Below are 22,232 nucleotides of genomic sequence, written 5' to 3'. Positions count from 1 at the left end.
TCAATTTACCCGCCGCACCCGGCCGGGCATGTGGCAGGTCTCGATCACCGCGGGTGGCGTCTCGAAGAAAAACGCGGCGCTGCGATTGCGCCGCGCCGCCTTGGCTGCATGGAAGGCTTCGCCATCGGTGCGCATGATTTCATAGGCCGGGCGCTGCGCCTCCGGCAGGTCGGCCACGATGCGCATCGACAGGATCGGGTCACGCAGGGCCGGATCGGCAATCACGCCGGAATTGACCATCGGGTCGCCGCGATTGAGCGCCTGGACGTGCTCCATGCCGTCAATCACGCGGCCAAACACGCTCATGATGCGATCGAGATGACGCGGCCCCTGCCCGATCACGATATAGAATTCGACATCACCGGTATCGGGCCCGTTATCGCGGGCCATCGCCACCGTCCCCGGGCAATGAATGAGCCAGGTCTGTGCTCCGTCCTCGCTCTGGGCGGCCGGGAAGCCATTTACATGGCCGACCACAGGCGCGTAGAGATCTGCATCAATCATGGCGGTAAAACTGATGCCCGCTGTCGGGCGGCGGAATTCACCCGCGAGCACCGGATATTGCGGCAAATCGACCGAATCCGCCTCCTCGCCACGCCCGCCCTGGGCCACGAAACCATCAATCACGCGGTAAAAATCACGCCCGTCGAAAAAACCGTCACGGACGGCCTGGCGCATCCGCGCCGCGTGATTGGGGGCGAATTCATCGGACAGCTCGACCGTCACCATACCGCGGCGCGTCTCGATCAGCAGGAGGTCCTCGGGATCAGCCAGGCGCCAGTCGGGAATGCCGGTGAAATCAGGGATCTCGACCTCGGCCATGGCCTGTTCGGCTTCGTCGGGTCCAAAGGCATACGTGTCGATTTCAACGTCGTCGGCGGCCGGCGAACACGCCATCACCCCCCAGGCTGAGATACCCAGCACCAGCGCCCGTATCATCATCACCGGTTTCAAAGCCATCATCCTTGTTCCGCACCGCCAAACCGCTCGGTCCAGGCGGCGATATCATCCTCTTCAATCTTCTTGAACAGGACTTCGGGTGGCTCCACCGACAGGCCAAGCGGCAAAGCGGTCAGCATCGCCTTGGCATCGCCCCGGGGCCAGCTGCGATTCTCGTCCGGAATGGAAAGCGCATCAAGAATTGTCTTGGCCGAGACGGGAATGATGGGCTGGGCGGCGATCGCCATTATGCCCATGTAATTGAGCGCCGTACGCACGCCGATCGCGGCGCCTTCCGGATCGGTCTTGAACTTGGTCCAGGGCTCGGCGCGGGTAAGATACTCATTGCCCAGCGCCCAAAGACCGCGCACTTCAGCCGCCGCCTTGCGAAACTCCATCGCCTCGAAATTGGCCGCAGCCGCCTCGAGCCGGACTGTCATCTCGGCCGCCAGCCAGTCCTCATTCTCGCCCCATGTCCCGCCGGCCGGTACGACGGCGTCGAAGCGGGACTTGTTGAAGCGCAGGACGCGATTGACGTAATTGCCCAGCACATCGGCCAGGTCCTTGTTGATGACCGACTGGAAATGCTCCCAGGTGAAGGCCGAATCCGAGCCTTCCGGCGCATTGGCGGTGAGATACCAGCGCCAGTAGTCGCCGGGCATGATCTCCAGCGCCTTGTCCATGAAGACGCCGCGCTGTTCAGAGGTCGAGAATTTGCCGCCATACCAGGTCAGCCAGTTGAAGGCCTTCAGCTTGTCGACCGTCTTCCATGGCTCTTCCGAGCCCAGGATGGTGGCCGGGAAGCTGACCGTGTGGAAGGCGACATTATCCTTGCCCATGAACTGGACATAGGTGACGTCATCAGCCCCCTTGTCGGTGCGCCACCAGCTCTGCCAGTCAGCATTATTGAGCGCAGCCCATTCGGCCGTCGCACCGAGATAGCCGATCGGGGCATCGAACCAGACATAGAAGACCTTGTTCTCAAAGCCCTCGCGCGGCGTGCCCTTGCGGGTTACCGGCACACCCCATTTCAGATCGCGCGTGATCGCCCGGTCGCGCAGGCCTTCATCGAGCCATTTATAGGCGATCGACTTGGCCAGCGACGGCCAGCCCGCCGCGGCATCGACCCAGGCGCGGATGCGGTCAGCCATCTTGGTCTGCATCAGGTGGAGATGCTTGGTGCCGCGCACTTCGAGATTCTTCGAGCCGGAAACTTTCGAATAGGGCTCGATCAGATCGGTCGGTTCGAGCAGACGGCCGCAACTATCGCACTGATCGCCGCGGGCGCGCTCAAATGAGCAATGCGGGCATGTGCCCTCGACATAACGGTCCGGCAGGAAACGATCATCATCGATCGAGAATATCTGGTGTTCGAGCACTTCCTCGATCAGGCCCTGATCCTCAAGCACATCGGCGAAATGCTGGGTCAGCCGGGCGGTCTCCGGGTTCGAGGTGCGGCCGAAATAATCATAGCTCAGCGAGAAGCCCTCGCCGGACGCCTTCTGGATCTCGTGCTGCTCGTCGCAATAGGCGCGCACATCCATGCCCACCTCGCTCGCGGCCAGTTCGGCCGGCGTGCCGTGCTCATCGGTGGCGCAGATATAGAGAACCTCATGGCCGCCCAGCCGCTGGAAGCGTGCATAGACATCGGCCGGCAACATCGAGCCCGCCAGATTCCCGAGATGTTTGACCCCGTTGATATAGGGCAAGGCGCTGGTGATCAGGATACGGGCCATGATGGAGACTTCTTCTTTGCGGCAGAATGCGTGTATATCTATTCGCCTGAAGCGCGAGTATCAAAACCCGCGCACAGGACGCGCAGACATAGCCGTCCTGACAAGGGGAGGAAATACCCAATGCCGCGCATTCTCGGTCTCAACATCATCGCCGTGCTCGCTTCGGCCATCGCGCTCTATTTTGTCGGCTTTCTGTTCTACGGCCTGTTCTTCACCGATCTTTGGGTCGGCCTGCACGACTTCAGCGAAGCGCAGATGCTCGCCGCAAACGAAAACATGGCGTTCGGCATGCTGCACGGCTTCATCCTTTCGCTGGTCACCGCCATCTTCATCGGCCTGGTGCTGAAGCGCTTCGGCAGCGACGGCATGATGGAGGCCATCAAGGGCGCCGTCCTGCTCTGGGCCGGCTTCGCACTGACGACGCTGGCCTACGGCATTGTCTACGCAATGCAGCCCTTCATGCTGTTCGTGCTCGACGCCTCCCATCTTCTGGTCGGTTTCGTCGTCGTCGCCATCGTCCAGACGGCCCTCGACGGCGTCGCCGTCAAATCCGAATACGCCTGATCACCCGGCGCGCGGGGCCGATCAGGTTCCGCGCGCCAACGCTTGCCGCCGCTCGTTAGCGGCCGGAAAATGACGCTTCAAGCACCGCCAATGCTGAATGAAGGACCGCGCGCGCCCTCATGCCAATCGTGGCCCTGCCGCGAAGCCTTGTGAGATCCCGTCACTGCCGCTATCAGAGCCCCAGACGATCGAAATCGGGCCGGCTTAGCTCAGCTGGTAGAGCACCTGATTTGTAATCAGGGGGTCGGGGGTTCGAGTCCCTCAGCCGGCACCATTGATCGTAGCGGGAGGCTCATCTCCTGCCCGCCTGCCTGTTTACGCACGACTTGCCAAGGCGGGCCGATCAGTGTTGACCGCGCCAGCTGATCCGGCCCTAATCCTTGCGCACGCAAATCATCTGGCAATGACTTTTCAGCACGGTTGGGCGACATGATTTTAAGCTATTCGATACGGAATTCGCCGACCAATTCAGGTGGGGAACCGGGCCCCACCTCTGGCGCGGATGCGGGCACCCTTGCTGCCGGGCCATGGCTGATACAGCTCGACACCGCCGCAAACCACCGCTTCCGATGAGCGATTTCTCCAAAGGTCACGGATTTCTGGTTGGCGATGACGAGCTGGCGCAGGTGTGTCGCGATTTGCCGGATTCCGCATGCCGGGAACAACCGCGCAATTACGGCCTGCATGTGGTCTCGCTCAGTCTGACGCGGGTCGGCGAGGGGCTGGCCGATACCAAGCTCGTGCTGGCCTGGCTGCTCGACGCGATCGGGGCACCGAGCTGGGCGATCGGCCTGTTGGTTCCCGTACGCGAATCGCTCGCCATGTTGCCGCAATTGCTGATCTCGGCGCGGATCCGCCAAATAAGCATCCGAAAGACGGTTTATGTCGCCGGCAGCCTGGTGCAGGGCGCTGCCATCATCGCCTTCGGCCTCGTCGGACTGACGCTGTCGGGCCGCACGGCCGGTTTTGCCGCAATCGCCCTGATCACTGCCTTCGCGCTCGGCCGCAGCCTGTGCTCGATCAGCCATAAGGACGTGTTGGCAAAAACTGTCGATATTGGTCGCCGCGGTTCGGTCAGCGGAATTGCCGGGAGCATCGCTGCGGCCGCGACACTGCTGCTGGCGCTGGGCTACTCGACCGGCTTGATACCGCTGAGCGTGCCGGTCGTTGCCGGCGCCGTCATTCTGGGCGGCATGGCGTGGTTCCTGGCGGCTGTGGCGTTCGGCTCGATCCGGGAATATCCCGGCGCCACCGAAGGCGGTATCGACGGCTTTGCTGCCGTCCTCTCGCAGCTCAAACTATTGCGCAGCGATGCGCGCTTGCGGCAATTCATTGCCACCCGTGTCCTGCTATTGTCGACAGCGCTTGCACCACCCTTCTACATCGCCCTGAGCGGCGATCTCGAACCGGGCGGGCTGGGCACGCTGGGCCTGTTCATGATCGCCGCAGCGGCCGCCAGCCTTCTGAGTTCATATGTCTGGGGACGACTGTCGGATCAATCGACGCGGCGGGTCTTGATGTATGCGGCAGGCCTGGCCTCGCTGGCCAATGGCGTTGCCGCCTTCACCGCTCTGGCCATGCCGGGGCAATTGAACTCGACATTCCTGCTGCCCGTCATGTTGTTCGTGCTGATGATCGCGCACCAGGGTGTCCGGCTTGGGCGCTCGGTGCATGTCGTCGACATGGCCGATATTGACAGCCGCGCCACCTATACCGCGCTCAGCAATTCGGTCGTCGGCCTGCTCCTGCTTGCCGGCGGCATTTTCGGCGCTATCGCCCAATGGTTTGGCATCGGCGTCGTGCTGGCGCTATTCGCAATGATGGCAGCGCTGGCGATTCCCGCTGCCGCCGCGCTGGACGAAGTCCAGGCCAAGCATCACCCCTCGCGATAAGGATCCGCCTGGCTTTCGAACAGATCCGCATACAGCCCGCCCGCCGCGATCAAGGCGTCATGGGTGCCGGCCTCGATCAGCTTGCCCTTGTCGAGCACGATGATCTGGTCGGCATGGCGCAGATTGGACAGGCGGTGCGAGATAAGGATCACCGATTTGCCATCGAGCGGGCGCTGCATGAATTCGGCTTCGGCGGCCGGGTCCATGGCCGCGGTGGGTTCATCCAGGATCAGGATATCGGCGGCTTCATTGAGATAGGCCCGCGCCATGGCGAGGCGCTGCCACTGACCGCCGGACAGGTCATGCCCATCGACGAAATGGCGCGACAGACGTGTGTCGAGACCGGCGGGCAATTCGGCGATCAGCTCGTCGGCAAGGCCAAGCCGGGCAGCGCGGGACAGGCTCGCCTCGTCGGTCTCGGCCAGCCCCATCCCGGCGGCGATATTGTCGCGCGCGGTCAGCTTGTAATTCATGGCGGGCTGGATCTGCGGCACTGGCAGTGCCGCAGATCCAGCCCGTCGAGCGTAACGCGGCCGCTATCGGGCGCGTACAGGCCGGTGGCGAGCTTCACCAGCGTCGTCTTGCCCGAACCATTGGCACCGACAATGCCCAGCCGGCTGCCATGGGGGAGATGAAAACTGACCGCGTCGAGCGCCGGGCGTTTGCGGCCCGGATAGGTGTAACTCACAGCGTCAAAGCGCAGACCATCGGCCGGGTCGGGCCCGGCGGCGGCACCGCTGCTGCGATCCTCCCCGGGCAAGGCCAACACCGCGAAGAGATTGGCGACATAGAGCAGATCCTCAACGACGCCATTGAAGGCCGCCATCAAGGACGACACATTCGCCTGGCCCTGTTTGAGCAGACCAACGAGCATCACCATCTGGCCCAGCGAGATCGCGCCGCCAATCGTCACCCAGACGATCCAGACCTTGCCGCCCAGAAACACGGCCGAGCTCAGCACGCCCAGCGCCGAGGCAATCCAGGCCTGGCGCGCGTGCAGGGTGCTGTCATCGGCATGCAGGGAGTGGAAGAGCTCGCCATAACGGCGCAGCAATTCATCGCCGAAACCGAAATGCAGACGCTCGCGCGCGGCGGCCTCGGTCGTGACCAGGCTTTCCAGATAGCTGCGCTCGCGCATTTGCGGCGACCGGCCGGTATAGAAGCGATAGGCCGTGCCGGCGAAATGGAGATTGCCGATAAAGAGCGGCAGGCCGCCGGCGACCACCAGAAGGAAAAGCCAGGGCGAAAAACCGGCCAGCAAGGCGGCGACCGAAGCCAGGGTCAGGCCCTGCTGGGCGGCATCGAACAGGCGGTTGACCAGATTATAGGGCCGGCTGGCCGCGTATTGCCGCGCCAGCAGGAACTGCTGCTGGATCACCGCGTCCTCGACCTGGGCCAGCGACAGCGCCGCCGACTTGCCCAGGATGAGCGAAGTGACGGCAAAGCCGAGTTCGGCGTGCAAGCGGGTCTTGTAAAACGTCAACAACCGCCGCGCTGCAAGCAATACGGCGAGAATGGCCGCTTCAGCCGCGACCCAGATCAGGGCCAGATCCCGGTCGGCGGGGCTGGCGCTGTCCATGGCCGTGACGACGCCATCCATCACCAGTTTGGACAGGTAGAGCGCCAGCGCCGGCAGCAGGGCGACGAAGACGGTCAGGCCGGCAATCAGGATCGTCAGGCCACGGCTGGCTGACCAGGTCAGGCCAAGCGTCCGCCAGGCATGGCCGGCGGCCTCGGCAAAACCGGGAAGCGGCGGCGTCACGGCATGCTCTGACCGACCGGAGCTGGACATGATGATCTAGGCCACACGCGCCGATTGCGATTCGGCTTCGGCCTCGGCCGTCATCATCGCCGACAGGACCGCCCCCTTGTGCGGGAAAGGAGCCGCCGGGACCGGCCGGTCGAGGAATTCGGACAGTTTGTTGAAGCCTTCACCGGAACAGATATCGATGATCAGAAGATCGTCGGGCCGGTCCTTGAAATACGCCATCACGGAACGGACATGCTCGTCGTAAACATGGGAGAAGCGTTCCGGATCGAAATTATAGCAGCCATAGACCGCCGCGCGCAGGAATTGGCGCATCCGCAAATGGATGCCCTCATCGGGATCATCAAAGTCCTTGAAGGCCGGTCGATTATACCAGTGGCGTGAACACGAGGCGAGCCAGGCATCCTTGTCGCGGACGGTGAGGATGAATTTGCTGCCCGGATAGAATTTGTCGAAATGCGGGTAGAAGGGGATGGTCGTGATATCGGTCAACCCATCGAGATCGCGCAGCAGGGTCAAGTCATACTGCGCGTTGGACAGCTCGATATAGGTGTCCTCGTCGATCGGATAATGCGAGCAGTCAAAACCGAGCATTTGCAGGGCGCCCGTCAGACTGCGCGTACCGGTACGGCTGAGGCCGAGACCGAAGACTTTCGGCTTCTGGGCGCTCTGGCCATAGGCGACGCGGCCGCGGTTTTCCACCAGCCAGGCGTCCAGCTCCTCGCGGGTAAAACTGCCCTTCTCCTCAAGCCCCAGACGCGCGATCTCGGCACTGGCATGCTGCGGCAGGGCCTCGATGAAGTCATGCACCTGCTTGGGCGATGCCGAAGCCGGCACGGCCTGGCGGGCGAACTCGACCGCATGGCGCGCCATGGTCAGGTCGCACATCGCCCCGTCTTCGGTCTTCCAGGCCCGCATCGCGCGTGTCAGGCGTTGCGACTGGACCTTGGTGCGGCTGCGCAATTGGCGCAGGGCATATTTCATGAAGACATGGTGATAGGACTGAAAATGGTCGTGCAGAATGTCGAAATTGCGGAATTGCTTGCTCGACCCCATCGGCTTCATCGCCAGATTGCGCAGACGTGATTCCGGACGCAGCACGTATTTCAGGTCATTCTCGGGCACTGTCGTCGCCGCCATCGCCCGCACTACATCAATGCGGGTGATATGGACGCCGCAATGCAGCCGCCCGCGGAAACGGTCACTGACATAGGCGTCAACATAGGGCGCATCGCACGCATCGATGAAGGCGCGCATATCCTCGAGGATCAGGCAGTCGGCGTCGACATAGACCACATAGTCGCAATCATGCTCGATCCGGAGCATCTGGTTGACGCATTCGGTGAAGGGGCGAACATCGTCGAGGATGAAGGTGTTTTCCGGCCGGATATGCTCCTGCGCCAGGGCCAGGGCGACGTCGCGCGTACGCTCGTCAATCTGCCGGAAAACCAGGTCAACTTTTGCCATAATATGCTTATGCTCCAACACTGAACTGAGCGTTCAACGGTCCGGCCAGATCTTCAAACAAAGCCAGATGCGCAGGATCAAGCTCCTGCTTCCATCGCAAATCGAGTTCAATCCCGCCGGAATGATTCTCGTAATAGGCACTGGTACGGTCCGTCAGGCTGACGAAAGCCTCGTCGGGATCGTCAAACCGCGTTTTCGCAGCGATGAACTGGGTGCCGCTATTACCGCCCAGCACATGGTGCGACTGTTCGGCGAAACGCAGCATGGCCGGCTCGAATTCGATCTGCATCATCTCGCACACCCGGCGCACCTCGTGCTCGGTCCGGGTCGACAGATTTTCGTAGCTGATCTGCAATTTGGGCCCCTCAAACCGGTCGAACAAGGCCTTGCTCAACTCCATTTTTCCCATCCATTGCAGGATCTGCGCCTCGGCACCGCGATCGGGGTATTTGCGGATCCGCGAATTGACAACGGCCCGGCCATCGCGGGTCAGAAAAAGCAGAAAGGCCCGCCCTCCAGCCTGGTTCATCTCGGCGGCACGCGCTTCGATCCAAGCCTCGTCTTTTGTCGAATCGATGATGACTGGGCGATGAACGTGGGCGGCAATCTGTTCATAAAGCGGGCGGTCGCGATCCCAGCGAAACCCGGCCCAGACCTCGCAGCCTTCGCCGCAAATCTTGCAAACCCGCTTGCGCAGCGGCTTCCTCTCATCACCGAGATTGCGTACCTTGGCGCCCTCACCGGCGTAGAAGGCCTGTGAGTGGCTGCCCAGGATCATGCCCAGCAGCGTCGATCCGGAATGCCCGGCGCCACACATCATCACAGCCTTGAGCTCGTCAACGCGATTCATGCGACCCTCTTGATCGACCCATCCAGCCCGCCAGGGACCGATTGTCCCTGATCGGCGATGTGGAACTCCAAATCCTGCTCCACTGCAAGGTAAATTGCATCTCCGTCTGCCAAACCTGGCAGGCGGCCGAGAGCGGCATGCTGCCACATGGCATTGCCTCGCGGTCGCACTATACCGGATACTCACGCCGCAAGCGGAGAAGAAATATGTCCCGAATTCTGTTGCCCGTCCTCGCCGCGCTCGCCCTGTCGGCTTGCAGCGATGATGCCGGCCCGGCCGCTCCAGCCAGCACGTCCGCTGCGGCCCAGTCGGTGAGCGCTCCGGGCAGCGCGGATCGTCCTGCGCCGGACACTGGTCCGAGCGTGCAAGACGTCGCCCTCACCACATCCGGTGCCGACCTCGCCAACGGGCAACGCCAGTTTCGCCGTTGCCAGTCCTGTCACACGCTCAATGAGGGCGGACGGCATACGGTCGGACCCAATCTACATGATGTGATCGACCATCCGGCGGCCAGTGCGGCGGGCTTCAGTTATTCTCGTGCCCTGCGCGAGTCGGGGCTGATCTGGGACCTGGAGACGCTCGACGCCTGGATCGAAAATCCGCGGGAACTCGTGCCGGGCAACCGGATGAGCTTTGTCGGGCTGCGCAATGCCGAGGATCGCCGGGACGTGATTGCCTATATGGCCGCGACGACCGCCCAGGGCGACTAGAAACGGCGCCAGACCGAGACGAAGACCGCCCGCTCCTCGATCGTATTGCGTCCAGACGGGGTCATGGTCGCACCCATATGCCATTCGACCGCCCCGATTTCGCGGCCAACCGAAAACTGTAATTTGTGTTGCTCGAATTCGGGCACCCCGGGCCGGGCCGAATCCAGACTCCAGACGGAAAACGATTGTGCCAGGACATGCCAGCGGCGCGCCGGCTGCCAGCCCAGGGTGAGGTCAAACCGCGCCTCATCTGAATACACACCGTCACGCTGGCGGTAGGCAAGCTGGGCGTCGGCAAACAAGTCATCGGCGAGAGCCGCGCCCCAAAGCGTTCGCACCTCCCAGGCATTGCCGCCATCGCCCAGGGGTTGATTGGAGATATTCTCGCCCTCACCAGGCAGCATCACCATCGCCTGCAGCGAAACCACCTGCCGCGCGTCGGAATAGAGCGCGCCGCGCAGACCGATCTCGGTGGCCGCAAAGCCCTGGGCACTGTCGAAATCGGGGCCCCTGCGGCGTTCCACGGTCTGCCAGGCCGCCCGCGAAACCAGGGTCAATCGGTCGCTCAGCCCGTATTCGAGATAGAGGGCAAGCTCGTCCTTGTAGAAATACCCGTCATCGCGCCGCTCCCCCGCACCGTCGAAGGACAGGTCAGCGCGATCAAACAATGTCGTCGTAATCATCAATCCTTCGCCGCGCGGCTGCGGCCACGCCCCGGCCGCAGCGGGGGACGTGGCCGCGAGCAGCGCCAGCGCCAGGATCAGGCGTCGAAGCCAGGGCTTTCCCGGCGGACCCGGTCGAGCAGGGCCGCCCAGGCAATTTCCTTGAAGAACTCGTTGCCGGCGATCTCCGAGGACTGTCCAAACACGCGATCTTGCATCTTCTGATCCCATTCGATCAGCTCTCCGCCAGCTTGCGCCATCACCTGGATGCGGCACGCACGCTCCAGTAGGTAGATGCGAATATACGCGCTGAACGGGTGATCGCCAACTGCCAAAGTGCCGTGGCTCGACAGGATCATCAAATTCTTGCTGCCCAGATCGGCGACAAGCCGCTCTTTTTCGTCGGCTTCCAGGGCAATGCCTTCATAGCCATGATAGGCGACGTCATTGTAAACATTCATGGCAAGCTGCGAAATCGGCCTCAGACCGCCCTTCTGGGCTGCCACCGCAACGCCGGCATCGGAATGCAGGTGCAACGCCACATGCACATCCTCTCGCGCCGCGTGAATGGCGGAATGAATGGTGAAGCCGGCCGGATTGATGCCATAGCGCGATGGTGGAAGCACATTCCCGTCCAGGTCAACCTTGACCAGATTGGACGCCGTCACATCCTCATAGAGAAGACCGAAGGGATTGAGCAGGAAATGCTCTTCCGGGCCGGGCACGCGCATCGAGATATGGGTGAAGAAAAGGTCATCCCATCCATGCATACGCACCAGGCGATACAGCGCCGCCAGGTCACAGCGCGCTTTCCATTCTTCGGCCGAAACCTGGTCCTGAACCGACATTGTCGTTTGATCGTCCATGCTCGTTACCTCCCGCAAGGTGTTGTCGTTTTATGTTTTGTGAGGGCAATCATCCGATGCCGGGCGGGTTCGGTCAAATGTCCTTTGCCAGCCGCAGGCCTGAAAACTGCCAGCGCGCCTGCGGCGGGAAGAAATTCCGGTAGGTCGGGCGGATATGCCCTTTCGATGTGGCGCAGGATCCACCGCGGAGCACATATTGGCCGCTCATGAATTTGCCATTGTACTCGCCAACGGCACCGGGGGCGGGCCGGTAGCGCGGATAGGGCGCATAGTCGGACCGGGTCCATTCCCAGACGCCGCCAAACATCTGGCGCAGGCCAATGCCCGGACCGCAGACATCGGGATGGGCCGACTGGCCCGGGACTGCAAAACGCCCGTCCGGGCCAGCAGAGCGCCGTGCGGCGTGTTCCCATTCGCGCTCCCCGGGCAGGCGGGCGCCGGCCCACTCGGCATAGGCGGCCGCTTCATAGAAGCCGAGATGCACGACCGGCGCATCGGGCCGCGGCGTCACTTCGCCATGCAGGGTGAATTCGCGCCACGCCCCGTCGTCCTCACGCCAGTAGAGCGGTGCCTGCCAGCCTTCGGCATTCAGGCGCGCCCAGCCATCGGACAACCACAGCGACGGTGTGCGATACCCACCATCGCGGATAAAGGCCGCATATTCCGCATTCGTCACCGGCCGGTCCGCCAGGGCGAAAGGGGTCAGAAGGGCTTCGTGGCGCGGGCCTTCATTGTCGAACTGGAAGGGCAAGCCCTCGACACCGAATTCGAACAGCCCGCCATCAAACCCGACCCAGGACGCACCGCTATCATCGCTCGCCGCGCCCGGTCCGGTGTCCGGAAACGCTGCTGGCGCAAACGGATTGTGCGACAGCACATGCTTGATGTCGGTGAGGATGAGCTCCTGGTGCTGTTCTTCATGCGCCAGTCCCAGGCGCACCAGGGGTTCGAGCCGCTCCAGCGCCTCGCCTTCAAGGGTCGTGAGCAGGCGCGTCATTGCGTCATCGACATGCCGGCGGTAGCCCAGCACGTCTGCCAGCCCCGGCCGGGACAGGAAGCCGCGCTGATGGCGCGGGTGACGCGCCCCGATCGTGTCATAGTAAGAATTGAATAAATAATTATATTCGCAACTATATTCGCGATATCCGTCGAGCACTTCCAGAAGCAGGAATGTCTCCCAGAACCAGCTGGTATGGGCGAGGTGCCACTTGGTCGGACTGACATCGGGCATGGTCTGGATCACCATGTCCTCACAGTCGAGACGCTCTACCATTGCTTGTGTGTTCGCTCTAATGCGCGAATATTCAACCAAGAGTATTGGTTCGGACACGTCCTTCACTGTCAGTTGCCTCCCGGTTCAGCCTCATTAACAAGTTTTCAAGGCCGATCAGCCTTAATGCTACACAAGAACAAGCAAACTCATGCCAGGTCCATGGTCAGCAACTCTGCGCAAGCTATAGCCCAACTCGCACAATTGCGAGACCCCACCAAGCGTCAGCAGCTTGCGATGGGCGTCACGGATATGTGTCTGGCGCAACCGCTGGCGCCCTCCGCGGAACCTGTGGTGGGCGAGTTGTTGATCACGCTATCGGGCGCGATCGACGCGCCAACCAAACTCGCCATGGTGGAAAAACTGGCGACATCGGAATGGGCGCCGCATTCCGCGATCCGGCATTTTGCCTTCGACGAAATCGAGACCGCCTGCGTGGTCATTCGCAAAAGCCCGCGGCTCACCCAGCAAGACATGATCAGCCTGGCCGAAACCGGCTCAGTGGACCACCGGCGCCACCTCGCGAGCCGGCCGAATCTCGGCCTCGCGGTAACCGATGTTCTGGTCAAGCCAGGCGAGGCCGTCATTCTCCGGGCCTTGGCCAATAATTGCACCGCACAGATCAGCGAATCATCGCTCGACATCTGCCTGAACGTCGCCAAGGACCATATGAAGCTGCGCGAGGCGCTGGCCCGCCGGCACGATCTCTCGGCCGAATATGCGACACAGCTCTGCATCATGTTGCCGGAAAACTGGCGTGAGGATTTGTACCGGCGCTTCGGCCTCGACAAGGATTATGTCGAAGGCCTCGCCGTCAAGGCGGCCTTGAGCGCGACCTCTGCCGGCGTTGACGACGAAGCCATCCGGGCCATCAACGCGGCCGAGAAATCCGGTGCGCTGACCGGGAAGTACGCGTTGACGGCCTTGCGCGCCGGCAAGGCCGCGGTATTTGACCACGCGGTCGCCCGGCTTTGCGGTTTGACCCCGGCGCAATGGCGCGTGGCGCTGGCCATGGGCGGGGTGCGCGCGGCTGCAATGGCCTGCCAGGCTTGCGGTCTCGATCGCACTGACTACCCGATCATTCACCGGGCGCTGCAACGCGATGGCCGCATGCACCAGCAGCTCGAGGGCGAGGCCATGAATGCGGCCGCCAATATCTTCCGCATGTACGGGCCGGAGAAAGCTGCCAACACCTTGCGTCAGATGGGAAGCAGGTCTTGAATACGCGCCGGTCATAACGGACGCCCCCTTGCCCCCTACCCTCGCCTTTCTCGCCAGCCCCCGCCCCGACGCCAAGGCCGCCAAAGCCCGGCTTGAGCAGCAATACGGTCATGTCGATCTGAATGAGGCGGAAGTCATCGTCGCGCTCGGCGGCGACGGGCTTATGCTTGATGCGCTTCATGCGGCCATGAAGTCGGGCGCCAGCGTCTACGGCATGAATTTCGGCTCGGTCGGCTTTTTGATGAATGAGTTCCGCGAGGATGATCTGCTCGCTCGCCTGGGTGACGCCGAACACGCCCGGCTTCATCCGCTGCGGGCCTCCGGCGAAGATGTCTATGGCCACCCGTTCCAGGCGTTGGCGATCAATGAGGTCTCGCTGTTACGCGGCACGCGGCAGACCGCCAAGATCCGCATCAAGATCGACGGACGGCCCCGGATGGGCGAGCTACAGGCCGATGGCGTCCTGGTCGCCACACCGGCGGGCTCGACCGCCTATAATCTGTCGGCCCATGGTCCAATCCTGCCATTGAATTCGAAAGTCCTGGCGCTGACGCCAATCAGCGCCTTCCGCCCGCGCCGCTGGCGTGGCGCGCTCCTGCCGCACAGCGCCACGGTCGGGTTTGAGATTTGCGAACCACGCCTGCGCCCGGTTCATGCCGTTGCCGATAACCAGGAATTCCGCGAAGTGAGCTGGGTTGAAGTGGTCGAGGCCAATGATGTCACCTTGACCATCCTGTTCGACCGCGGACGCGATCTGGCCGAGCGAATCCTGGCAGAACAGTTTGAAAGTTAGTTGTGCTTAGGGGGGTGTTAAGCACCCCGCCCTATAGTCAACGCAAGTAACTCAATTCGCACCCGCACCGGCGAGACGATAAAAATGGCGCTCGAATCACTCCTGTCCCAGACCCGTATTCTGGTCGTGGACGACAATGCCGCATTGCGGGGCGTCCTCCGGGTCTCACTGCAAGCCTTCGGCTGCGCAAAAGTGGTCGAGACCGGTTCAGTGGCGCAGGCACTTGATATCCTGAAGACCCAGCCGATCGATCTGGTCATCACCGACTGGAAAATGAAACCGCGCGACGGGATCGACCTGGTCAGCAGCATCCGCTCACCGGTGTCCAGCCCCTGCCCCGGCCTGCCCGTCATCATGCTGACGGCCTATGACGGCACTGACAAGATCCGCCAGGCTCGCCGTGCCGGCGTCAATGCCTTCCTGATCAAGCCCGTTACGGCTGCCGCCCTCGCCAGCTGTCTGCGCGACGTGCTGACCGGCGATCAGGGCTATGTCGAAACCGATTCCTATGTTGGCCCCGAACGTCGGGAGGCCGACCGGTCTGACCGGTCTCATTCGGCCGCCCAGCTCACCGTTTCCCACTAAGAGGATCTCACGCATGGCCAAGATCAATCCTGATGTCGAAATGATTGCCGCGCCCAACATGCTGCAGATCAAGATCGGTGGGCCGATTGGTGCCGCCGACCTGCACCTCATCGAGAAGGCCGACAACGCGCTCAATGATATGCGATCGGACTTCGCACTCTGGCTCGAGGATGAGGTCGAAAAGCTCGAGAAGTCAGCCAGTATTGCGCGCAAGGAAGGGCTGAAGGGCTCGGAAGGTGAAGAGCTTTTCATCCGTGCCCACGATCTGCGCGGCCTCGGCTCGACCTATGATTTCCCGATCATCACCCGCATCGCCTCATCCATGACCAAGATGATCGACATGCCGGAGAAGCGCGCCGTGGCTCCAATCGGCCTCGTGCTGGCGCATGTGAATGCGATCCGCGCGGCCCTGGTGCAGAATATCCGTGACAGCTCCGATCCGGTCGCCGCCGAACTGGCTGATCAGCTTGCACTCATGGCAGAAGAATTCGCGGCACCCTGGAAGGACGAAGCTCAGCCCGCCGCCGCCAGGGGCTGAGCATCCTCGGCGAAGCGCCGCAGCATGTAATCCAGATCTTCCTCGGGAATCCCCTGGAACCGCGTAATGGCCCGCTCCGCCAGGACGCGGCGGAAGTGTTCACGGCTCTCGCCGTCATGGGGCATCTCGGTTGAATGATAGACATCGAGGCCGGCCCGGATCGCCGGATAAAGACGCGGCGGCATGCCGGTCCGGTCATAGATCGCGCGCAGGCCCAATGGCCCGGCATCATGAACCAGCAGCCAGGCCTTGGCGTGCGGCAATCCTGACAATTCGGCAAAGGCATGCTCGACGAAGGAGACATGCCCGCGAAACAGGGCCCGCAGGATCAGGGACGGCGTCAGCCGGCTATTCATCCGCAATTGCTGCACGAAATGCTTCGGATCATGCGCCAGGCCCGCCTGGTCCACCAGGTCGATCGTCGCGCGCTCACGCGCGCCCTCGGCGATCTCGACCGCGAGCTGCGGCGGCAGGGCATGATTCTTGACGAGACGGTCAAGCGCCTGGTCACTGATGTGCGAAATGAGGCGTTCGGTGATATCGAGCGGCAGGTGGGACCGGGCGACAAATGCGTCCATCACCGCCTGGCACTCGCAGAATTCAGCAAAGGCCCGCTGATAGGCAGCCTCGTCGAACTCGGCACCGTCATTGGAGGCGGCGAGACCCACCGCGACCTCATCCTTGGAGTCGAGAATTTCGTGCACCACAATCGCCGAAACCTGGTCGCGGGCGGCCACGGCGCAAAACTTCGCCGAACTCGCCCCGTGAAGGACTTCGATCAGATCCTCATCGGTCAGCGAAGGGCAGGATAGCAGCACGGGAGCAGCAACAGAGTCGACGTCTGATGCGAGCTTAACGGCAATGTCGTGGGGTAGGTTAGGCGACTGGCGCAGCGTCACTGCAAGCGACCGGCGAACCAGCTCGGCCGCATCGCGCGCGATCAGGTCAAGAATGTCATGGGCCGCTGCGCGCTCAACATCGGACAGGGTTGCAGCGTCGATACGATGGCAGATCTTGCGTGCCGCCAAGGCTCGCTCTTCATCCGTTTGTCCCCGCACCAGGCGGCGGACATCGGTTTCAGTCAGGCGATTTCGCAGCGCAATGACGGTCATGGTTTTCCCGAATTCTTTCAGAACTTAATGAAGCTTAACGCCGACATGCTTAATGAAAGCTTGTCGGCACTCCGATCCATTTACGTTTCACGCACACGTCCTGCGGCCGGCGCATCCAGTGAGGCGAGAATTTCCAGCAAGGCCGGGGACAACTCACCATCACCGACGCGCTGGCTACCCGGATTGACGGGCCCGGCATACAGTCCGCCCGGCGCGCCCGAGCCAGCCCGGGGCGCAGCCGGTTGGGCAGGCCCCGTATCCGGCAGGCTGACGACCGGCCGCTCCCGGGTCAGCGAGGCAAGAACCTCACTCGCCGAACGCGGCCGCGACCCGTCGTAGAAAATCGGCCGATTCGCCTGCGCAGCCTGGGGGAAAAGCTCATCGGCCGGGACGCTGGGCGAACGTTCCGCGGCGGCAATCAGGCCTGCCGCGCCATGGGCACCGAGAAAATGGGCGGCATAGAGTTCACCGCCCGAGGCTGGCCGCCCCAGCCGGGTTTCGATGACCTGGGCGTTCTCCGAAGCCAGTTCACCAGCCATCCGCGCCGCCGTTTCAGGATCGAAACGGAGATCCAGGATCCGCGACCGCTCGGCCGGGTCGGAGACAGCCAGGCGGCCGCTCTGGTCCCGGGTGATGGATTGCGCCGCATCGCCATGCCCGTGCTCGGCGCCATGGCGCTGCATCACGCCCAGCCAGGTCTGCTCGATGAACTGATACATGCCCGCCGCACTGGAGGTCGAAGCCTGGGCGCCGGCGTCGAAATTGCTTTCCCGTGCGGCCGTGCGCAGCAGAAAGTTGAAATCGGTACCGGTCTCCTGCGCAGCCTGACGGATCAGGCGCGTCGTGGATTCCTGCTGGCTTACTTCAATCGGGCTGACCACGTCAGACCTCCGCAATTTGGCTAAATCGATTCGTGGACAAGCATCGCGCCGCGACGCCTAACCGCGCGTTAACGATGATTGGGCTTGCTGGTGCTGGTAATACACGCTAAAGGTGATCAGCTTGTTGGCGGCGGAGAAATGCTGTCTACTCGCGTGGCAACAGATAGCGGAGTCGAAGATGAACCGAACACTGATTACCGCCGCCGCCGCACTAGCCGGCCTGATGGCGCTGAGCGCCCCGGCTGCTGCAGAGCGCATCCGTCTCGTCAACATCTCTGGCTACAGCGTCATTGATAACGAGCACCTGGTCCTCAATGGCGGCCCGAATCGTCACCACCTTGTCACCATGCGCAGCCGCTGCGCGGGCTTGCGTCACGGCGTCCAGGTCAGCCTCAGCTTCCCTTCAACGACGACGCTCTACACGCCCTTCCTCGAATATGTTTCGACGCGCGAGGGTAGCCGCTGTGCCATCGACACAATCGAGCCCGTAGAGAGCGTCGACGCCGCGCGCGCACTGATCGAGCAACGCGCAGCGGAAGAAGCCGCCGCCACCGCGGACACATCCACGCCGATCCGGTAGCGCGAAAGCGACCAGGCCCGGCCGGGCCCGCATCCCGGCACTCCCCCAACCGCACGCCCGCCAATCTGGCAAAATGGGCTGCGGCGGGGATCACGGCGGCAATTAATGGTTACGGTTTCGGCCCGTCATCATGGGCCAATCGGAAAAGCCTGCCGAGCCACGAGCTGAGACTCGACCTCTCCGTCATCGCCCGCATGGCGCGCGTCACAGCGCGGCCGCGTGTCTGTCCAGTCGACCCCGGATCGGGCGCACGGCCTTGGGCCGGAGATGACCCCAGCCGGAGATGACCCCAGAGGGTGTTCCGATGCTCGCATCCCCGGTCATGCCGTGACCGATTGCGCGCCACTGGCCCCAGGGGCGGGTCTTGGCCGATACCATCTCATTGAATTTATGAGCGTAACCGTTTGAAGCACCTGCGCAGACGGAGATTCCCGATGAGATTCAGTCCGCCGAACAGAGCGCGATGCGGCATCTGCGCCGACCCGATAAATGCAGGCTATGTGGTCAAATGCAGGCTGTGTGGTCGAAAATGGTACCGCCTCCCCGAATTGAACGGGGGACCTCTAGATCCACATTCTAGCGCTCTAACCAACTGAGCTAAGGCGGCACCGGGCACGCACCTGTTGGACAGGGCGTGAGGCGCGGGAAACTAGCGCCACCATCGTGCGGTGGCAACCATGCAATCAGGCCATTAACAGGCCAAGTTCAGCCGGGCTCAGACATAACCGCGCGCGGCCATATGTGCCCGCATTGCCTCAATCCGATGCTCATCGGACGGATGGGTCGAAGCGAATTCGAGCTGGCCGCCCTGATGGGTGGTCGACATCGCGATCCAGAAATCGATCGCCTGGCGGGGATCGTAGCCGGCGGCCACCATATAGTCGACGCCGAGGCGGTCGGCCTCGAACTCATGCTGGCGCGAATAAGGCAGGATAATCCCGAGGCTTACGCCCATGCCAAGGGCTGCGCCGAGCTGGTCGCTATAGGCAATCTCGGAACTGTTGGTGAGCGCCGTGCTGACCAGGCTCATTCCGATTTGCGCGGCCATCTGCTGGCTGGCGCGTTCGGCAGAGTGACGCCCGGCGATATGACCGATCTCATGGCCCATCACGGTCGCGACATGGTCATCGGTTTCCATCAGATCGAGAATGCCCTTGTAAAACCCGACCTTGCCATTTGGCAGGACCCAGGCATTCACCGTGTCGCTGTCAAAGACGACGAATTCCCAATCCAGGTGGGTCTGGCCGGAGGCACTGACGATCCGCTGCCCGACACGATCGAGCCGGCGGGTATAGGCGGGATCGCGTGAGACACGCTCGCGCTGCAGGCTTTCACGCCATGCCTGGGCTGATAATTGCGCCAGTTGCGAGTCCGAGACCAGCATTAGCTGGCTGCGCCCGAGGGCCGCGTTTTCGGCACAGCCTGCGATGAATGGAAGCATCGTACCGGCGGCCAGACCCATCAAAATTTCGCGGCGACGGATCAGTTCTGTTAGTTTGCTCTTGCTCATCCTCAACTCCCCCTTCGGTTTTCCGTCAATTAACCGTAAGACTATCGTAGCGCTGCCATTCCGTCTCGTCTGAAATCGGCGGAAATGGTGATCGCGCGGCATCTGCAAGTAACCGGCCCGGAGTCCGCTACCATGACACGCCTGCTGCAAGTCATCTTCGTTCTGATCGTGCTCATCATCGGTGCAGCGATCATCATCCCCTTCGTCCTGCCATCCTCCTTCTATCAGGACCGCGTTCGGCTCGCCGCCAGCGAGGCCCTGAATCGCGATGTCGCGCTCGATGGCGCGCTGGAGCTGCGGCTGCTGCCACGGATCGAGATCCGGGCCAGCAATGTCTCGATCGCCAATGCGGACGGTTTCGGGGATGCGCCCTTTGCGGAAATGGGTGAAATGCGGGTCGCGGTGAAGCTGGAGCCCCTCCTGTCGCGCCGGATCGAGATTGCGGAATTCGTGCTGATCGACCCGGTTATCCGGCTGCAACAGCGCGGGGCGCGCAATAACTGGACCTTGGCCCCGGCGGGCGCCCCCCCGCCAGCTGCGACCACGTCGGATGGCGGGTTTCGCCGCCCCGGCGCCTTGCCGCTGGAAGCCAGTTTCGGCGATGTCCGCATCGAGAACGGAACAATAAGCTATTCCGATGGCACCCAGAGCCATGACATTACCGGCCTCGACCTCGCGATCGGCCTGCCATCCCTGGACGGTCCGATGCAGCTGGACGGCGCCCTGAGTGCCAATAACGAGCGGATGAGCTTCAGCGCGCGCATCGCCTCGCTCAGAGGGTTTTTCGAAGGCCGGGAGACCGGTCTTCTGTTCGATCTCGGTGGCAATCTGGTCACGGCGCATTTCGACGGCAATTTCCGCGAGTCCGCCGATCTGTCTGTCGATGGCGCCTTCAACACAACCGTGCCCTCGATTCGCAATCTGGCGCGCTTTGCCGGCACCGAGATGCCACCGGGTGACGGCCTGCGCCGCTTCAGCACCAGCGGCCGCATCGCCGGTGACCCGGCGCATATCGCCCTGACGGCAGAGGCCATCCGGCTCGACGATATTGCCGGCTCCGGCCGCCTGACCGTCAATCTGGAAGCTGCCAGGCCACGTCTCGACGGCGCGTTGAATCTGACAACACTCGACATCACCCCCTATCTGCCCGAGCCGGCTGCAGAGCCTGCCACCAGCACGGCGCAAATCGCCCCCTGGAGCGAGACCCCGATTGATCTGGCCGGGCTCGGCCTGGTCGATGCCGATCTGCGGCTCAGCGTCGGGATGCTGAAATTCGGTGAGATCGACGTCAGCGATACCGAATTGCGCATGCGGGTCCTCAATAGCCGGCTGGAAGCCAATCTCACCCAGATCGCGCTCTACCAGGGACGCGGCACGGCCGACATCGTCGTCAATGGCCGCTCGCGCACCCCTTCCTACTCGCTGCGCGCGGACCTGACCGGGCTCGACGCCGAACCCTTCCTCACCGCCGTCGCGGGTTTTGAACGCCTGCGCGGCACCGGTGCCATGGAGCTGGCCTTCACCAGTTCGGGCGCGAGCCAGGCAGCCATCATGCAGAGCCTGGCCGGCAATGGTCAGTTCAGTTTTTCCGATGGCGCGATCACCGGCCTCAACGTTGCCCAGACCATCCGCAATGTTTCCAGCTTCGTATCCGGCAATAGCTCAGCCAGCGATTCAGAAGCGCCCGCCGCGACGGGCGAGAGCGCAGAGACGGATTTCAGCGCCCTCACCGGCACATTCACGGCCAGCGCCGGCCGCATCAGCAATTCCGATCTCCTGCTGCTCAGCCCGCTCCTGCGGATCACGGGGAGTGGCTGGGTAAACCTGCCTGAACAGAGCGTGGACTACCGCCTGCAGCCACGCGCCGTCGCCTCGATCCAGGGTCAGGGTGGTGATCGTGACCTTCAGGGGATCACCGTACCGGTGAGAATTCGCGGCGACTTCAACAATATCAACATCGGCGTCGACACCGAGGCCGTGGGGCAGGCCTTGCTCACCGGTGCCGTGAGAAACGCCCTGGGCGGCTCGAGCGGCGAGGCCACGTCGCCGGAGGACGCCGTCCGCAACACCCTGCTCAATGCGTTGGGCCTGGGTGGCAGCAGCGAACCCGACGCCGAACAGCCGGCGGATGGCGCCGAACAGGCCCAGCCCCAGGCCGAGGATCCGGCGCAACAACTCCTGCGCGGCCTGCTCAATCGTGGACGCAGCACGCCGCCCCCCGATCCCGCGTCCGATGAAGACCCCACGGACGATAATGGCAATCGCTGATCAGGAGCGGAACCCGGTGC

Annotated in this window: 21 protein-coding genes and 2 tRNA genes; 10 read left to right on the top strand and 13 right to left on the bottom strand. The window is 62.7% G+C overall.

Annotation, left to right across the window (positions count from 1 at the left end):
• Both ACN0YJ_RS08715 and metG read right to left on the bottom strand, forming a co-directional pair.
• Positions 1-963: a peptidylprolyl isomerase gene (locus tag ACN0YJ_RS08715; protein ID WP_417495954.1), complete on the bottom strand. Its 963-nt coding sequence runs from the start codon at positions 961-963 to the stop codon at positions 1-3.
• Positions 960-2,675 (bottom strand): methionine--tRNA ligase, encoded by a 1,716-nt coding sequence (metG, locus tag ACN0YJ_RS08710; RefSeq protein WP_417490002.1) that lies wholly within the window; start codon positions 2,673-2,675, stop codon positions 960-962. The genes ACN0YJ_RS08715 and metG overlap by 4 nt, the downstream gene beginning before the upstream one ends.
• 120 nt (positions 2,676-2,795) lie before the next feature.
• Here metG and ACN0YJ_RS08705 point away from each other — a divergent pair, with 120 nt between their 5' ends.
• The 3 genes from ACN0YJ_RS08705 to ACN0YJ_RS08695 all read left to right on the top strand — a co-directional run bounded on the left by ACN0YJ_RS08705 (position 2,796) and on the right by ACN0YJ_RS08695 (position 5,131).
• Positions 2,796-3,239, top strand: a complete 444-nt coding sequence (locus ACN0YJ_RS08705) for a DUF1761 domain-containing protein (protein WP_417477901.1) — start codon at positions 2,796-2,798, stop codon at positions 3,237-3,239.
• 198 nt (positions 3,240-3,437) lie between these two features.
• Positions 3,438-3,513 (top strand) — tRNA-Thr (locus ACN0YJ_RS08700).
• Positions 3,514-3,766: 253 nt separating this feature from the next.
• A complete protein-coding gene (locus ACN0YJ_RS08695) occupies positions 3,767-5,131 on the top strand; it encodes an MFS transporter permease (protein ID WP_417477877.1) in 1,365 nt (454 codons plus the stop codon).
• On the opposite strand, the gene ACN0YJ_RS08690 is transcribed toward ACN0YJ_RS08695, so the two are convergent.
• From ACN0YJ_RS08690 to ACN0YJ_RS08675, 4 genes are read right to left on the bottom strand one after another with little or no spacing between them, the layout of a single operon-like run.
• A complete protein-coding gene (locus ACN0YJ_RS08690; protein ID WP_417495953.1) occupies positions 5,116-5,604 on the bottom strand; it encodes an ATP-binding cassette domain-containing protein in 489 nt (162 codons plus the stop codon). The two genes, ACN0YJ_RS08695 and ACN0YJ_RS08690, sit on opposite strands and share 16 nt — an antisense overlap.
• Positions 5,601-6,893, bottom strand: a complete 1,293-nt coding sequence (locus ACN0YJ_RS08685) for an ATP-binding cassette domain-containing protein (protein WP_417495952.1) — start codon at positions 6,891-6,893, stop codon at positions 5,601-5,603. Before ACN0YJ_RS08685 ends, ACN0YJ_RS08690 begins: the two co-directional genes overlap by 4 nt.
• A gap of 36 nt (positions 6,894-6,929) precedes the next feature.
• Complete coding sequence (locus ACN0YJ_RS08680) at positions 6,930-8,366, bottom strand: sulfotransferase family protein (protein WP_417495951.1); 1,437 nt, start codon at positions 8,364-8,366, stop codon at positions 6,930-6,932.
• Between the two features lie 7 nt (positions 8,367-8,373).
• The gene (locus ACN0YJ_RS08675; protein ID WP_417495950.1) at positions 8,374-9,216 is read right to left on the bottom strand and encodes a sulfotransferase; all 843 of its coding nucleotides are present in this window, start codon (positions 9,214-9,216) and stop codon (positions 8,374-8,376) included.
• A gap of 206 nt (positions 9,217-9,422) precedes the next feature.
• Here ACN0YJ_RS08675 and ACN0YJ_RS08670 point away from each other — a divergent pair, with 206 nt between their 5' ends.
• Positions 9,423-9,926 carry a c-type cytochrome gene (locus ACN0YJ_RS08670; protein ID WP_417495949.1) on the top strand — a complete coding sequence of 168 codons (504 nt, stop codon included), beginning with the start codon at positions 9,423-9,425 and terminating at the stop codon, positions 9,924-9,926.
• Here ACN0YJ_RS08670 and ACN0YJ_RS08665 read toward each other — a convergent pair.
• From ACN0YJ_RS08665 to egtB, 3 genes are all read right to left on the bottom strand, one after another.
• A complete protein-coding gene (locus tag ACN0YJ_RS08665) occupies positions 9,923-10,609 on the bottom strand; it encodes a hypothetical protein (protein WP_417495948.1) in 687 nt (228 codons plus the stop codon). The genes ACN0YJ_RS08670 and ACN0YJ_RS08665 overlap by 4 nt on opposite strands.
• A gap of 77 nt (positions 10,610-10,686) precedes the next feature.
• Positions 10,687-11,454, bottom strand: a complete 768-nt coding sequence (locus ACN0YJ_RS08660) for a class II aldolase/adducin family protein (protein ID WP_417477871.1) — start codon at positions 11,452-11,454, stop codon at positions 10,687-10,689.
• A 73-nt stretch (positions 11,455-11,527) separates the two neighbouring features.
• On the bottom strand, positions 11,528-12,766 hold the full coding sequence (gene egtB, locus ACN0YJ_RS08655) for an ergothioneine biosynthesis protein EgtB (RefSeq protein ID WP_417495947.1): 1,239 nt from the start codon (positions 12,764-12,766) through the stop codon (positions 11,528-11,530).
• Here egtB and ACN0YJ_RS08650 point away from each other — a divergent pair.
• From ACN0YJ_RS08650 to ACN0YJ_RS08635, 4 genes are all read left to right on the top strand, one after another.
• On the top strand, positions 12,647-13,945 hold the full coding sequence (locus tag ACN0YJ_RS08650; RefSeq protein WP_417495946.1) for a DUF2336 domain-containing protein: 1,299 nt from the start codon (positions 12,647-12,649) through the stop codon (positions 13,943-13,945). The two genes, egtB and ACN0YJ_RS08650, sit on opposite strands and share 120 nt — an antisense overlap.
• Before the next feature lie 28 nt (positions 13,946-13,973).
• Positions 13,974-14,738, top strand: coding sequence for an NAD kinase (locus tag ACN0YJ_RS08645; RefSeq protein ID WP_417477868.1), 765 nt, complete (start codon positions 13,974-13,976; stop codon positions 14,736-14,738).
• 84 nt (positions 14,739-14,822) lie between these two features.
• Positions 14,823-15,323 carry a response regulator gene (locus ACN0YJ_RS08640; protein WP_417495945.1) on the top strand — a complete coding sequence of 167 codons (501 nt, stop codon included), beginning with the start codon at positions 14,823-14,825 and terminating at the stop codon, positions 15,321-15,323.
• Positions 15,324-15,336: 13 nt separating this feature from the next.
• On the top strand, positions 15,337-15,861 hold the full coding sequence (locus ACN0YJ_RS08635; RefSeq protein ID WP_417495944.1) for an Hpt domain-containing protein: 525 nt from the start codon (positions 15,337-15,339) through the stop codon (positions 15,859-15,861).
• Here ACN0YJ_RS08635 and ACN0YJ_RS08630 read toward each other — a convergent pair.
• Complete coding sequence (locus ACN0YJ_RS08630; protein ID WP_417495943.1) at positions 15,837-16,973, bottom strand: DUF2336 domain-containing protein; 1,137 nt, start codon at positions 16,971-16,973, stop codon at positions 15,837-15,839. The genes ACN0YJ_RS08635 and ACN0YJ_RS08630 overlap by 25 nt on opposite strands.
• A gap of 80 nt (positions 16,974-17,053) precedes the next feature.
• The gene (locus ACN0YJ_RS08625; protein ID WP_417477864.1) at positions 17,054-17,854 is read right to left on the bottom strand and encodes a hypothetical protein; all 801 of its coding nucleotides are present in this window, start codon (positions 17,852-17,854) and stop codon (positions 17,054-17,056) included.
• A 178-nt stretch (positions 17,855-18,032) separates the two neighbouring features.
• On the opposite strand from ACN0YJ_RS08625, the gene ACN0YJ_RS08620 reads away from it, so the two are divergent.
• Positions 18,033-18,434, top strand: coding sequence for a DUF6491 family protein (locus ACN0YJ_RS08620; RefSeq protein ID WP_417488685.1), 402 nt, complete (start codon positions 18,033-18,035; stop codon positions 18,432-18,434).
• Positions 18,435-18,964: 530 nt separating this feature from the next.
• Here ACN0YJ_RS08620 and ACN0YJ_RS08615 read toward each other — a convergent pair.
• A tRNA-His gene (locus ACN0YJ_RS08615) sits at positions 18,965-19,041 on the bottom strand.
• 108 nt (positions 19,042-19,149) lie between these two features.
• Positions 19,150-19,944 (bottom strand): M48 family metallopeptidase, encoded by a 795-nt coding sequence (locus tag ACN0YJ_RS08610; RefSeq protein WP_417477862.1) that lies wholly within the window; start codon positions 19,942-19,944, stop codon positions 19,150-19,152.
• Between the two features lie 132 nt (positions 19,945-20,076).
• Between ACN0YJ_RS08610 and ACN0YJ_RS08605 the strand changes: the two genes are divergently transcribed.
• Complete coding sequence (locus ACN0YJ_RS08605; RefSeq protein WP_417495942.1) at positions 20,077-22,212, top strand: AsmA family protein; 2,136 nt, start codon at positions 20,077-20,079, stop codon at positions 22,210-22,212.
• Positions 22,213-22,232 lie beyond the last annotated feature (20 nt).

This window comes from Maricaulis sp. (genome assembly GCF_048270095.1).
In the GTDB taxonomy this organism is placed as follows: Bacteria; Pseudomonadota; Alphaproteobacteria; order Caulobacterales; family Maricaulaceae; genus Maricaulis.
This window is presented reverse-complemented; position numbering and strand designations above follow the sequence as displayed.